This is a genomic window from Corallococcus sp. M7, assembly GCF_054512695.1.
The window spans coordinates 5,556,539-5,569,416 of sequence record NZ_CM137252.1; the positions used below are offsets into that span (position 1 = coordinate 5,556,539).

The 12,878-nt window shown below is 70.3% G+C and carries 14 protein-coding genes and 1 pseudogene; 6 read left to right on the top strand and 9 right to left on the bottom strand.

Annotated features, from left to right (window positions below; all coding sequences use genetic code 11):
- Positions 1-165: 165 nt before the first annotated feature.
- The 3 genes from ACX114_RS22005 to ACX114_RS22015 all read left to right on the top strand — a co-directional run bounded on the left by ACX114_RS22005 (position 166) and on the right by ACX114_RS22015 (position 2,104).
- Positions 166-948, top strand: a complete 783-nt coding sequence (locus ACX114_RS22005) for a class I SAM-dependent methyltransferase (protein WP_459287492.1) — start codon at positions 166-168, stop codon at positions 946-948.
- A gap of 15 nt (positions 949-963) precedes the next feature.
- Entirely contained in the window at positions 964-1,422 is a 459-nt protein-coding gene (locus ACX114_RS22010) for a YdeI/OmpD-associated family protein (protein ID WP_459287494.1), read from the top strand.
- A gap of 244 nt (positions 1,423-1,666) precedes the next feature.
- Positions 1,667-2,104 carry a hypothetical protein gene (locus ACX114_RS22015; protein WP_459287496.1) on the top strand — a complete coding sequence of 146 codons (438 nt, stop codon included), beginning with the start codon at positions 1,667-1,669 and terminating at the stop codon, positions 2,102-2,104.
- A 100-nt stretch (positions 2,105-2,204) separates the two neighbouring features.
- Here ACX114_RS22015 and ACX114_RS22020 read toward each other — a convergent pair whose 3' ends face one another.
- The 3 genes and pseudogenes from ACX114_RS22020 to ACX114_RS22030 all read right to left on the bottom strand — a co-directional run.
- Entirely contained in the window at positions 2,205-3,167 is a 963-nt protein-coding gene (locus ACX114_RS22020; RefSeq protein ID WP_459287498.1) for a class I SAM-dependent methyltransferase, read from the bottom strand.
- 24 nt (positions 3,168-3,191) lie between these two features.
- Positions 3,192-3,773 carry a zinc-binding dehydrogenase gene (locus ACX114_RS22025; RefSeq protein WP_459287500.1) on the bottom strand — a complete coding sequence of 194 codons (582 nt, stop codon included), beginning with the start codon at positions 3,771-3,773 and terminating at the stop codon, positions 3,192-3,194.
- A 95-nt stretch (positions 3,774-3,868) separates the two neighbouring features.
- A pseudogene (locus tag ACX114_RS22030) lies at positions 3,869-4,204 on the bottom strand (alcohol dehydrogenase catalytic domain-containing protein); the annotation flags it as partial.
- A 126-nt stretch (positions 4,205-4,330) separates the two neighbouring features.
- Between ACX114_RS22030 and ACX114_RS22035 the strand changes: the two are divergent.
- Entirely contained in the window at positions 4,331-5,242 is a 912-nt protein-coding gene (locus tag ACX114_RS22035; RefSeq protein WP_459287501.1) for a LysR family transcriptional regulator, read from the top strand.
- Here the strand turns inward: ACX114_RS22035 and ACX114_RS22040 are convergent.
- Positions 5,235-6,458, bottom strand: a complete 1,224-nt coding sequence (locus ACX114_RS22040) for an MFS transporter (protein ID WP_459287503.1) — start codon at positions 6,456-6,458, stop codon at positions 5,235-5,237. The two genes, ACX114_RS22035 and ACX114_RS22040, sit on opposite strands and share 8 nt — an antisense overlap.
- Positions 6,459-6,535: 77 nt before the next feature.
- Between ACX114_RS22040 and ACX114_RS22045 the strand changes: the two genes are divergently transcribed.
- Positions 6,536-7,429 (top strand): LysR family transcriptional regulator, encoded by an 894-nt coding sequence (locus ACX114_RS22045; protein WP_459287504.1) that lies wholly within the window; start codon positions 6,536-6,538, stop codon positions 7,427-7,429.
- Between the two features lie 4 nt (positions 7,430-7,433).
- On the opposite strand, the gene ACX114_RS22050 is transcribed toward ACX114_RS22045, so the two are convergent.
- The 3 genes from ACX114_RS22050 to ACX114_RS22060 form a co-directional block, all read right to left on the bottom strand.
- Entirely contained in the window at positions 7,434-8,312 is an 879-nt protein-coding gene (locus tag ACX114_RS22050) for a sigma-70 family RNA polymerase sigma factor (protein ID WP_459287505.1), read from the bottom strand.
- A complete protein-coding gene (locus ACX114_RS22055; protein WP_459287507.1) occupies positions 8,299-8,760 on the bottom strand; it encodes a carboxymuconolactone decarboxylase family protein in 462 nt (153 codons plus the stop codon). The genes ACX114_RS22050 and ACX114_RS22055 overlap by 14 nt, the downstream gene beginning before the upstream one ends.
- A gap of 97 nt (positions 8,761-8,857) precedes the next feature.
- Positions 8,858-9,319, bottom strand: coding sequence for a carboxymuconolactone decarboxylase family protein (locus tag ACX114_RS22060; protein ID WP_459287509.1), 462 nt, complete (start codon positions 9,317-9,319; stop codon positions 8,858-8,860).
- Positions 9,320-9,437: 118 nt separating this feature from the next.
- Here ACX114_RS22060 and ACX114_RS22065 point away from each other — a divergent pair, with 118 nt between their 5' ends.
- A complete protein-coding gene (locus tag ACX114_RS22065; RefSeq protein ID WP_459287511.1) occupies positions 9,438-10,049 on the top strand; it encodes a pyridoxamine 5'-phosphate oxidase family protein in 612 nt (203 codons plus the stop codon).
- Between the two features lie 3 nt (positions 10,050-10,052).
- On the opposite strand, the gene ACX114_RS22070 is transcribed toward ACX114_RS22065, so the two are convergent.
- Both ACX114_RS22070 and ACX114_RS22075 read right to left on the bottom strand, forming a co-directional pair.
- Positions 10,053-11,087 (bottom strand): ABC transporter ATP-binding protein, encoded by a 1,035-nt coding sequence (locus ACX114_RS22070; RefSeq protein WP_459287513.1) that lies wholly within the window; start codon positions 11,085-11,087, stop codon positions 10,053-10,055.
- Entirely contained in the window at positions 11,087-12,745 is a 1,659-nt protein-coding gene (locus ACX114_RS22075; protein WP_459287515.1) for an ABC transporter permease, read from the bottom strand. The genes ACX114_RS22070 and ACX114_RS22075 overlap by 1 nt, the downstream gene beginning before the upstream one ends.
- Positions 12,746-12,878: the final 133 nt, after the last annotated feature.

Genomic DNA, 12,878 nt, shown 5'->3' on the forward strand with positions numbered 1-12,878 from the left:
TGTCGGTCCGGGGCGGGCTGCAACTCTAGCGCCACGGCCGGCACACGGCTCGGAGGGCCCCCGGGACGGACGCGCGGTGTCCGCTCGTGGCACGTGGCGTCCCGCAAGCGGACAGCGGCCCTCTTTTCGGAAGGCAGGCGTGGGCGCGGGCGATATGGATCGCGCATGCGAAACGCACTGATGGCGGCATCGTTCCTGGCCCTCGCGGGCTGTTCCCACTCGACGCCCACGGCTCCGGCGGCCTCCCCCCAGGCGCAGGCGGCGGCCGTGTCCTCGCAGGCGCTGGTGGACGCGCCGGACCGCCCGGAGGCGGACCGCAAGCTGGACGCGGGCCGGCATCCCGCGGCCCTGCTGGACTTCGTGGGCGTGAAGCCCGGCATGCACGTGGCGGAGCTGATGGCGGGCGGCGGCTACACCACGGAGCTGCTGGCGCGCGCGGTGGGGCCCGAGGGCAAGGTGTACGGCGAGAACCCCAGCATCGTGCTGGAGAGGTTCGCGGCGAAGCCGTGGCAGGAGCGCCTGGCGCGGCCGGTGAACCAGAACGTGGTGCGCCTGGACCGCGAGCTGGACGCGCCCTTCCCGCCCGAGCTGAACGGCACGCTGGACGCGGTGGTGAGCCACATCATCTACCACGACACGGGATGGCTGGGCGTGGACCGGGCGAAGATGAACGCGGCGGTGTTCCAGGCGCTCAAGCCGGGCGGTGTGTACGTCATCCTCGACTCCAGCGCGAAGCCGGGCACGGGCATCACGGAAGGCCAGACGCTGCACCGCATCGACGAGCAGTTGGTGCGCGACGAGGTGCAGGCCGCGGGCTTCAAGCTCCAGGAGGAGAGCAACACCTGGCGCAACCCGGAGGACACGCGCGACTGGAGCTCCAGTCCGGGAGCCGCGGGTGAGCGCCGGGGCACGAGCGACCGGTTCGCGCTGAAGTTCGTCAAGCCATAGGACGGGGACACGCTCATGGCCGTGCGCAAGTTCAAGGCGAAGCTCGAAGTGGCCAACGATCAGGGAGGCCGGTTCGTGCGCTGTCCGTTCGACAGCAAGGAGGCCTACGGCGAGGCACGGCCCCCCGTGGTGGGCACCGTCAACGGGCAGCCCTTCCGGAGCCGGTTGATGGTGTACGGAGGCATCACCTACCTGGGCTTCACCAAGGAGGTGCGCGAGGCCGCGGGCGTCGAGGACGGCGCGACCCTGAGCATCACGCTGGAGCGGGACACGGCACCTCGGGAGATCGAGGTGCCGGAAGACCTCCAGCGTGCGCTGGACGCGGAGCCCCAGCTACGGGACGTGTTCACGAACCTGGCGTTCACACACCGCAAGGAGTTCGTGAAGGCGCTCACCGAAGCAAAGAAAGAAGAGACCCGAGCGCGCCGCCTGGCCCAGACCCTGGAGAAGCTGCGCGCCAAGGTGGCGAAGTAGACTCGGGAGCGAACCGGCTCGGAGGTGTCCGAAGGCATGGCTCCCGCGTGGCTTCGACGCGAGGACTCGAGGGTGTGGCGGGCAGTGCCCATCGTGGCCCTGCTGCTGCTCCTGACCGCCGCCCGTACTGGTGGCTGACCACTGGCGAAGAATCGCCGTGAGCCTTCTCCCGTAGACAGTGTCTGTTGGTGGGTCCCCGGCGCCTCGCGCGGATCGGCGCAGGGCTGAAGTACCCTCCGCCCGCATGGCCTCATCCCACCCAGCCCACGGCGCCGACGACTCGAATGCACGCATCGCCGCATGTGCTGTGTCCATCGGGCTCTACGTCATCGCCTGTTTCCTGCCCGCGCTGATTACACGCACTCCGCACGGCGGGGGAGACTCGGAGACGAATGGGGCGTTCCTGCTGCTCATCGGCATCACGGCCGTGGTCTCGGGGAACTTCGGTTGGTTCGCCAATCCCCTGCTGCTCGTGGCGCTCTTCATGCTCGGGCTGGGGAAGGACCGGAAGGCGTTCTGGTTCGGCGGTGCGGCGTGCATCCTCGGGGTGTCTTCGATCGTCGGGATGGGCGCCTACCGCGCCGACGTGCAGGGGACCGCCATCGGCTTCTATGTCTGGATGGCCAGCCTGCTGATAGTCCCTGTCACGGCGCTCCTCCTTCAGAAGCCTTCTTCCCGATGACCTCGCCCCGTCCAGCGCCTTCCGCCCATGGCTTCATCTTCTGGCTGGGCAGCATGGCCGTCATCCCCGCCACGGCTCATCACCTGTCGCAGCCCGAGGCTCAGTCGTCCGCATCCCCCGAGCCGAAGGCCTGACCTCTCACCGCCGTGAGCAGCAGGTCGTACTTGCCGCCCAGGAACGTGCGGAAGCCGTGCTGGTGCAGGTAGCGGCGGTAGAAGGACAGGTCCTTCACCAGCAGCGACAAGTCGGGCTCGCGCAGGTTGCGCACGCGCGCGCCGAACACGACCTCTCCGTCCCGGAAGCGTGAGTTGGGGAAGCCCAGCACCAGCGAGGCCTTGGGCTCCAGGTGCTCCTGCACCAGCTTGCGCAAGAGCGCCCGGTCATCCACGCCCGGGCTCTGCAACGTGCCCACCGACACCACCACGTCGAAGCGGCCCAGTTCCGCGGGCAACGCATTCAGGTCCGCCTGCACGAACGCATGACGAGGATCCGGAAACGCCGCCCGTGCCTCCGCCAATGCGCTCGCGCTGTGGTCCACGCCGACGAAGCGGATGCCCTCCACCTCCGCGAACGCGGCCAGTTCATCGCCCCGGTTGACGCCCAGGTCCAGGAGCCTCGCGCCCGGGGGCAGCGGCAATCGCCCGACCGCCTCCAACCAGGGCAAGAGGAAGCCCGCGTCCTCGAACTTCCGCACGCGCGCGAAGTCCGACGCGGCGCCATAGCGCTCCTGGGGCGCCTCCGTCCGCGCCCCACCTCCGGCGTGCCACGAAGCCTCCGAACCCAGTGGCTCGAACGTGAGCCGCACGTGCGTCGCATCCACCGTGCGCGGCGTGCGCAGACGGCACGACAACCCCTCCGCCAGGTCACACCAGCTCCGCAGCGGCCGGTGCACGAGCCCGCCCTCCATGCGCTCCCCGGGATAGCGCCCGTGGCCCAGGTCCGGATCCGGCACTTCGATGGACACGGGCCCGGACGACACCCGCGCCTCCAGGTGGCGCAGGACGACGCTCAACGGCTCGGCATGGAAGCGGCGTGGGCTTTCGGCGGAGGGGCGCGACGACATGCGCCGCACCCTACTCCGCGCGGCTCAGTGGGACTCCACCACGATCTTCCCGAACGCGCCCTTCCGCAGGTGCTCCAGCGCGGCGGGCAGCGCCTCCAGCGGATAGCGCGCGTCGATGACCGGCTTGAGCCCGGTGGCGTCCACCGCGCGCACCAGGGCCTCCAGCGACCTCCGGGTGCCCACGTTGATGCCTCGAATCGTGGGCTCCTTGAGCAGGAGCGGGCCAGACGGTCCCGTCACCGTGAAGCCCTCGAACACGCCAATCACGGAGATGGTCCCGTGCAGCGCCACCGCTTCGATGGACCGGCCCAGGTTCGTGCCACCCGCCAGCTCCAGGATGTGATCCACGCCCCGGTCCCCGGTAAGGCGGTAGACGGCCTCCACCCAGTCCTCGCGCTCGCGGTGGATGACGTGCGTCGCGCCCAGCGACTTCGCGCGCGCCAGCTTCTCATCACTGCCCGACGTGAGGATGACGTCCGCGCCCCGGACCGAGCGAGCTGCAAGCCGAACAGCGCCACGCCGCCCGTGCCCTGCACCAGCACCGACTGTCCCGGGCGCACCGGCGCGTACTCGACCAGCGCGGTCCACGCGGTGAGTCCCGCGCACGGCAACGTGCTGGCCTCACCCGCGTCCAGCGTGGCGGGAGCCTTCACGAACCAGTCCTCCGGAAACGCGACGTACTCCGCGAGCACGCCCGGATACGCCCCACCCAGCGTCTTGTACGGAGGCGCGCGCGCGGTCCCCAACGCCGGCCCGTCCAGGCGCCCCGGTGAGAACGTGGAGAGGACCTTCTCCCCCACCGCGAACCGCGTCACGCCTTCTCCCACCGCCGTCACCACGCCCGCCAGGTCCGAGCCCGGCGTGAACGGGAACGCCAGGGGCAACCCCATCCCATTCTCCAGCACCAGCAGGTCCCGGTAGTTCAGCGACACGGCCGCCACCTTCACCAGCACCTCGCCCGGCCCCGGCTCCGGGACCGCCACGGTCCGCAGGCGCGGCCCGTCACGCCCCACGGCATCCAGCTCCCAGCGCTTCATCGTCGAAGTCCCCACGCGCACGGCTCCTTGCAACAGGTTCGCGGCGGAAGGTATTGGCGACGGGATTTCTCCGGTGGCGACAAGATTTCCTTTCACTGTCGCCTCCAGGGCGACAATAAACGAACCATGAGCGATCCCCTTCAGGGCGTGGCCGTCTTCGTGGAGGCCGTGGAGGCCGGAGGCTTCTCCGCCGCGGCCGCGAAGCTGAACGTGTCGCGCTCCGCCGTGGGCAAGACGGTGGCGCGGCTGGAGGAACGGCTGGGCGTGCGCCTCTTCCACCGCACCACGCGTTCGCAAGGCCTGACCCAGGACGGTCAGGTCTTCTACGAACGGTGCCTGCGCGCACTGGGTGAGCTGCGCGCGGGCGAGGCCCTGCTCGAATCCGGCAAGCAGGAGGTCGCGGGCCGCCTGCGCGTCAGCATGCCCGTCCTCTACGGCCGCCGCTGCGTGGCGCCCATCCTGCGCGAACTGGCCCGGGCGCACCCGAAGCTGGAGCTGGACCTGTCGTTCAACGATCGCCTCGTGGACCTGCTGGAGGACGGCTTCGACCTGGTCCTCCGCAGCGTCGGGACGCAGGGGCTCGTCGCGGGAGACGGCCTCACCGCCCGCCGGGTGGGCTTCCAGCGCATGACCGTCTGCGCGTCCCCCGCCTGGCTCCGCAAGCACGGCACGCCGCGCACGCTGGAGGCCCTGTCCGGCCACGACGCCATCCGCTACGTCCGCTCGGGGTCGGTGCGCCCGTGGCTGTTTCCCCAGGAGGACGGCACGAACGTGGAGCTCCTTCCGAATGCGCGGCTGCGCTTCGACGACCTGGAGGCCATCATGGACGCGGCCATCGCGGGCATGGGGCTGGCGTGGCTGCCGTGCTGGCTCATCCAGGACGCCGTGAGGGACAAGCAGTTGGTGCGGGTGCTGACGAACCAGCCGGGCCTCTGCTTCGACGTCCATGCGCTCTGGCCCACGACGCCGCACCTGCCCGTGCGGGTGCGCGTCGCCATCGACGCGCTCGCGGAGAAGCTGCCCGGCTCCGTCAAGTGACGGCAGGCGATGCGGCGGTCCGCCGCGCCTGGACCTGTTCCCACACGAACGCGATGACCAGGAACCCTCCGCCCACCGCGCACACGCCCCGCCAGCCTCCGTGGTCCCACGCGATGGCGGAGAGCGCGGAACCGCAGGCCCCGCCCACGAAGTAGAACATCTTGTAGAGCGTGTTGAGGCGCGTCTGCGCGGTCGGGTGCAGGCGGTACAACTCCGTCTGGTTGGACACCGTGGCGGCCTGCGCCCCCAGGTCCAGCAGCACCACGCCCGCGATGAGCCCGGCCCACAGCGTGCCGAAGGCGGCGAACACGCCGAAGGCCGCCAGCATCGTGACGATGCACGCCCGGACGATCCTCCGCGCGCCAATGCGCTGCGCGTGCCGCCCCGTGACGTTCGCGGCGAGCGCCCCCACCGTCCCGATGAGCCCGAACATGCCCGCCGTGCCCGGCCCCTGGTGGTACGCGTCACTGCTCAGGAAGAACGCCAGCGAAGCCCAGAACGCGGAGAGCGCCGCGTACATCAGGGCGCCCGTGAGCGCGATGGCCCGCAGCCCCGGCACGTCCCGCAGCAGCGTCCACAGCGATTGCAGGAGGCGCGGGTACGTCAGCCGCGTGGAGGACTCATAGCGAGGCAGTCCCAGCCGCAGCGTCATCGCCAGGCCCACCATCGTCGCGCCAGCCGCGAAGTACACCCCGCGCCAGCCCAGGTGCGTGGCCACGAAGCCGCTGAGCGTGCGGGAGATGAGCACGCCCACCAGCGCCGCGCTGAGCACCACGCCCAGGTTCCTCCCCCGCTCCTCGGGCGAGCTGAGCGCCGCGACGAAGGGGATGAGGATCTGCACCAGCACGGACGTCAGCCCGATGGCCACGCAGGCGAACAGGAACAGGGGGAACGTGGGCGCCAAGCCCGCCGCGAAGAGCGCCGCCGCCGCGAGCCCCAGCATCGTCACCAGCAAGCCGCGCTTCTCCAGCACGTCACCCAGCGGCGTCAGGAGCACCAGCCCCGCCACGTAGCCCAGCTGCGACATCATCGGCACGGAGCCCACGGCGGAGGCGGACAGGCCGAAGGTCTGTGCGATGACGCCCAGGAGTGGCTGGCTGTAATAGACGTTGCCCACCGCGAGCACCGTCGCCGTCGTCATCGTCCACAGCAGCCGGCGATCCAACGGCGCGGACTGAGGCACGGCGGCGGGGAGCGCGGCGGAGGAGGTCTCCATGCGACATGCCTAGCGCTCCCCCACCCATACTTCCAATATATCCTGGGTCTGGAATCCAGACCTGGAGCGTATGGACCATGGAGCTGCGCCACCTGCGGTACTTCGTCGCGGTCGCGGAGGAGCTCAGCTTCACGCGCGCCGCGAAGCGGCTGCACATCGCCCAGCCGCCGCTCAGTCAGCAGATCCGCAAGTTCGAGACGGAGCTGGGCGGCTCCCTCTTCGAACGCGAGGGCCGCGCGGTGCGCCTCACGAAGCTGGGGCGCGAGCTGCTGCCGGAAGCGCACCAACTCCTGGAGCGCGCGAAGCGGTTCCAGGAGCACGCGGCGCGGCAGGCCCGGGGCGAACAGGACGTGCTGGTGCTGGGGCTCATCTCGTCGTTCGCGACGCCCCGGTTCGCGGCGATGCTCCGGGCCTTCCAGAAGAAGGTGCCCGGGGTCCACATCGAGCTGAGCAACCATCCGTCTGCGTGGCAACTGGAGGCCCTGGAGCGGGGCACGCTGGACGTGGGCATCCTGCGCCCTCGCGAGCGGATGCCGCCGGACGTCGTCTCGCACCTCATCCGCCGCGAGCCCTTCCGGCTGGCGGTGCCCGCACGGCACCCGTTCGCGAAGCGCAAGGCGGTGGCATGGAAGGACCTGCGGGATGAGCCGCTCGTCCTGGTGGAGCCCGGCGTCGCGCCGCCGGACTACTACGCGGGGTTCTTCGACCGGCTCCGCGACGCGGGGGGCGATCCGGCGGTGCGCCAGTACGCGCAGAACGTGGCGACGAAGATCTGGTTCGTCTCCGCGGGCTTCGGCATCGCGCCCATGCCGCACACGCCCGACACGGAGCACCACTCCGGCGTGGCCTTCGTCGACCTGCCGGAGGACGCGCCGGTGACGAACACCGTCATCGCCTGGCGCAAGGCCGGAAGCTCCCCGGCCCTGCTGCGGTTCGTCGAGTTCGCGCGCGAGTCTTTCGCCGCGAGCTGAGTCCCTACGAAGGCTCCCCCACCACCGCCCGCCGGATGCCCTTCAGCTTGTCGGGGTTGCGCGTGACGTAGATCGCGACGATGCGGCCCTCCTCGATGGCGAACGCCGTGGTCTGCAACTGTCCGTCCTGTTCCATCGTGACGTACGCGGGCAGGCCGTCAATGGAGCCCTCGTGCACGAGCTGCGCCGAGCCCACGGCCGGAACGCGCCGCACTCCTTCGAAGAAGCGCAGCAGTTTCTCCCGGCCGTAGATGGGATTGAGGACCGCCTTCACCTTGCCGCCGCCGTCGGCGTACAGGATGGCGTCCTGTGCAAGTAGCGCCTGGAGCGCCTGCGTGTCGCCGCTCCGCGACGCGGCATGGAACGCCGAGGCCAGCTCGTGGCCCTTCGCCTCCGTCACGGGGAAGCGGGGCCGGGCCTCCTGCACGTGGGCCCGCGCCCGGCTGGCGAGCTGGCGGCAGGCCGCCGGTTCTCGGTCGAGGGCCTTCGCCACCTGCTCGAAGTCCATGCCGAACACGTCGTGCAGGAGGAACGCGGCGCGCTCCAGCGGGGACAGGCGCTCCAGGGCCATCATCAGGGTCAGCGTCAAATCGTCGCCCTCCACTGTTTCGATGATGGGCTCTGGGAGCCAGGTCCCCACGTACTCCTCGCGCCGGACGCGCGCGGACTTCAGGACGTCCAGGCACAGGCGCGTCACCGTGCGGACAAGCACGGCCTCGGCGTCCCGTACGGCGTCGCGGTCCGTCTGGTGCCAACGCAAGTACGCCTCCTGCACCACGTCCTCCGCCTCCGCGACGATGCCCAGCATCCGGTACGCGATGCGGAGCAGCCGGGGGCGGAGCGGGTCGAAGACGTCCGCGGGGTTCGGATCAGGCGGCTTCACTGCGAGCGGTCACCGGGTGGATGGCCCGGAAGCCGATGGCGAACCGGTTCCAGGAGTTGATGACACCAATCATGAGGGTCAGCTTCACGATCTCCTCTTCGGTGAAGTGCGGCTTGAGCGCAGCGTAGTCCTCATCCGGGGCATGTGTCTGGGAAACGAGCGTCAGGGCCTCGGTCCAGCCCAGGGCCGCCCGCTCGCGGTCGGTGTACAGCGGCGACTCGCGCCAGCCATCCAGCAGGTAGATGCGCTCCTCGGTCATCCCCTGGGCACGGGCGTCGCGGGTGTGCATGTGGATGCAGAAGGCGCAGCCGTTGAGCTGGGACGCGCGGATCTTGACCAGCTCGCGGAGGCTGGGCTCCAGGCCCAGGGCCTCCACCTTCTTGCTGAACTCGAGCATGAGGTTGACGGCTTCCGGCGCGACGGCGAAGGCATTCATGCGGGTCTTCATGTGCAGGTCCTCTTTCTTGGGCGAAGTGCCCTTCCATCCCCAGGACGACGCAGCCAGTGCCGCGTGTGACATGGGTATTAAAAAAGCGATTCGAGGCTCAGGCGGCTTCACTGCGAGGGGTCACCGGGTGCACGACCCGGAAGCCAAGGATGATCCGGTTCGCGATGTTGATGACGCCAATCATCAGGGTCAGCTTCACGATCTCCTCTTCGGTGAAGTGCGGCTTGAGCGCGGCGTAGTCCTCGTCGGGCGCGTGCGTCTCCGAGACGAGCGTCAGGGCCTCGGTCCAGCCCAGGGCCGCCCGCTCGCGCTCGGTGTACAGCGGCGACTCACGCCAGCCGTCCAGCAGGTAGATGCGCTCCTCGGTCATCCCCTGGGCACGGGCGTCGCGGGTGTGCAGGTGGATGCAGAAGGCGCAGCCGTTGAGCTGGGAGGCGCGGATCTTGACCAGCTCGCACAGGCTCGTCTCCAGCCCCAGGGCCTCCACCTTCTTGCTGAAATCCTTCATGAGGCCGAGGGCATCCGGCGCGACCGCGAAGGGATTCATCCGGCTCTTCATGTGCAGTTCCTCGTTCTGGGAGGGTGAAGTGCCCTTCCATCCCCAGGACGACGCAGCCGGTGCCGCGTGTGACATGGCCATTCAAAATGCCTAGAAAGGCCCCAGGAGGCACTCCCGGATGAAGACCGTGACCGATGAGGAGACGCTCGAACGCCTGTACGGGGTTCCCGGAAAGTCGTCCGTGCTCAAGGAGGTGGACCACCTCCATCCGGCGTACCGGCCCTTCATTGAGCGCTCGCCGTTCATGGTGCTCGCCACGTCCGGCCCGGAAGGGCTGGATGTGTCGCCTCGCGGGGACCCCGCGGGGTTCGTGGTCATCGAGGACGCGCACACGCTGCTGCTGCCCGACCGCCGGGGCAATAACCGCTGCGACTCGCTGCGGAACATCCTGGCGGACCCGCGCATCGCGCTGCTGTTCTTCGTCCCCGGCGTGAACGAGACCCTGCGCGTCAACGGCCGGGCGAGCATCGTCATCGAGCCGTCCATGCTGGAGCGCTTCCCCCACGAGGGGAAGCTGCCGCGCTCCGTGCTGCACATCACCGTGGAGACGGTCTTCTTCCAGTGCAGCCGCGCGTTGATCCGCTCCGGGCTCTGGGACCCAGCCCGGCAGGTCCCCCGCGCCGAGTTCCCAAGCCCCGGCTCCATCCTCGAAGCGCTGAGCCCGAGCGACTTCGACGCCGGCGAATACGACCGCGAGCTGCCAGCCCGGGTGAAGACGACGCTCTACTGAGCCTCAAGCGCCCGCGTCGAACACAGTGGCCTTGCCCACGCGAACACGGAGCGTCTGACCGGCGCGCACGCCCTCCAGCGCAGGCCCGATGACACGAAGGAACGCATCGCCCACAGGGAAGCGGTACTCCGCCGCATGCCCCAGGAACAGCCGAGCGGACAGCACCAGCGGCGTTCCGGTCTCCCCCAGCTCCAGGTCCTCCGGGCGCACCACCAGCGTCCCCGGCCCGGGCTTCGCGGTCATGGGCAGGTCGAACGCGGTCTCCGTCCCTGCGCAGTGGAAGGCGCCCGCGCGCACCTCGCCGCGCAGCACGTTCGCGCCCCCGACGAAGCCCGCGACGAACGGCGTCGCCGGCTCCCGGTACAGCCGCTCCGGCGTGTCCACCTGTTCGATGACGCCCCGGTTCATCACGGCGATGCGGTCCGACAGGGCCAGCGCCTCGCCCTGATCGTGCGTGACGAACACGAGCGTCGTGCCCAGCCGGGCCCGCAGCGCGGCGATCTCCGCGCGCAGCTCCTCGCGCAGGGCCGCGTCCAGGTTCGACAGCGGTTCATCCAACAGCAGCACGCGGGGCCCCGCCACCAGCGCCCGCGCGAGCGCCACGCGCTGCAACTGCCCGCCGGACAGTTCGTGCGGCATCCGCGCCGCATAGGCCTCCAGCCGCACCCAGCGCAGGGCTTCGCGCACACGGGACGCAATCTCGTGGCGAGGCACCCTCCGGAGCGCCAGGGGATAGGCGACGTTCGCCTCGACGCTGCGATGCGGCCAGATGGCGTAGCTCTGGAACACCATGCCCAGGCCGCGCTTCTCGGGAGGAACGCGCACGCCGGGCCCGGCGACCAATTCGTCACCCAGGCGGATGACACCGGCGTCCGGATGCTCCAACCCCGCGAGCATCCGAAGGGTCGTCGTCTTCCCACAGCCGGAAGGGCCGAGCAGGGACACCAGCTCGCCCTGCCCCACGTGGAGGCTCAAGCCGCGCACCACGGGCGTCCCGCCGTACGCCTTGACCAGGTCCTCCAGGACGATGGCCGCCATCACCGCACCTCCGGCACTCGACGCCGAGCCCAGGCGAGCACGGCCTGTCCCGCGACCACCAGCGCCACGAACGCGCACGCGAGCACGGCCGCGGCGGCCGGGTCCGCGTAGCTCTGCAACTCGAACAGCAAGGTCCCCAGGACCTCGGAGCCCGCGGGCACCAGCAGCACGGACAGGGTGATCTCCGTGGCGCACGCGAGGAACGCGAGCACGAACGCCACCGTGAGCGCGGGCCGCAGCAATGGCAGCGTCGCGTCCACGAACGCCCGCACGGGTCCGGCACCACCGACGCGAGCAGCCTCCGCGAGCGAAGGATCCACCTGGGCCAGGGCCTCCGAGCTGTTGCGTTCGCCCAGGGCCAGGTACTTCCCGACATAGCCCACGAGCATCAGCCAGGGCGTATGCGCCAGGGCCAGCACGAACGCGAAGCGGTCCAGCACCACCAGCCGCCAGTCCCGTGAGAACGCCACCAGCAGCGCGAGCGCCAGCACCGTGCCCGGAACCGCGAAGGGCCACACCGCCATGGCCTCCACGGCCGCGCCGCCGCGACGGAAGGCCCGCCGAAGGAGCGCCGCCGAAAGGCCCAGGCCCACCACGAGCAGCCCCGCCCCGGCCGCGAGCAACACACTGCGCCCCGTGGCCCGCAGAGTGCGCGCGTCCCAGAGCACGCCGGACCAGTGCGACAGCGTGAGCGTGTCCCAGGTCAGCGCCGCGCCGAAGCTGCGTTGCAGCGAAGTCAGCAGGATGGCCGCCAGGGGCAGCACCACCAGGACGCCGCCCACCAGGCCAACCCCGGCGAGCGCCGCCGTCCGCCACGTCCCCAGCGCGAGCACCCGAGGAGACACGCCCTTCCCCGCGCTCAATCGCACCCGTCCGCTCCGGCCCAACAACCACGTCAGCCCCAGCGCCAGCGGCGTGAGCAGCAGGAGGAACGAAGCAAGCACCGACGCACGCGGCAGTCCCTCCTCGCTGCCCAGCAGCACCAGTTCATAGATGCGGGTGGTGAGCACACGGGTGGGTGGCGACGCCGACACGCCCAGCAGGTACGGCACGCCGAAGGACGACGCGGCCATAAGGAACACCATCACCGCGCCCGACAACAGGGCGGGCAGCACCAGCGGCACGGTCGTGCTCATCACGGCGCGAAGCGGTGAAGCACCGCAGATGCGGGCCGCTTCTTCCAGAGCCGGGTCCACGCGCCGAAGCGCCGCGGCACCGGCGAGCAGCACCAGCGGCAGGCCCGAAAGCCCCTCCACGAACGCGATGCCCGCCGCGCCATAGAGGTCGAACACGTCCGCGCCCAGCATGCGGTTCAGGTAGCCAGCGCGAGGGCTCGCGAGCGACAGCCACCCCATGCCCCAGATGAACGCGGGGATGGCGGACGGCAGCGTGAACAGCACGGTGAACGCGCCACGCAGGGGCAGGTCCGTGCGGAACAGCAGGAAGGCCAGCGGAGCCCCCAGGCACAGCGCCCAAGCCGTAGCGCCCAGCGAGATGCCCAGCGTGTTCACCAGCGCCCCGGACTCCGCCGAGAGCACCGAACCCAATCCCCCCGTCGCCGCCCCCACGCCCCGCGCCAGGAGCGCCACGACCGGCACCACCGCGAAGAGCAGCAGGGGCAGGAGCCACAAGGCCAACGCTACCCACCGCCCCCTCATCTCGCCGCTCCATCGACGGTCGATCGAACGCGACCGCAGTGCGCCACGCCCACGGCAGCGCGCTCCATCCAATCGGATGAGAAAGGGAGAAGCCCGCCGAGGAGCCTCGGCGGCGGAGCGCCCCAAAAACCTG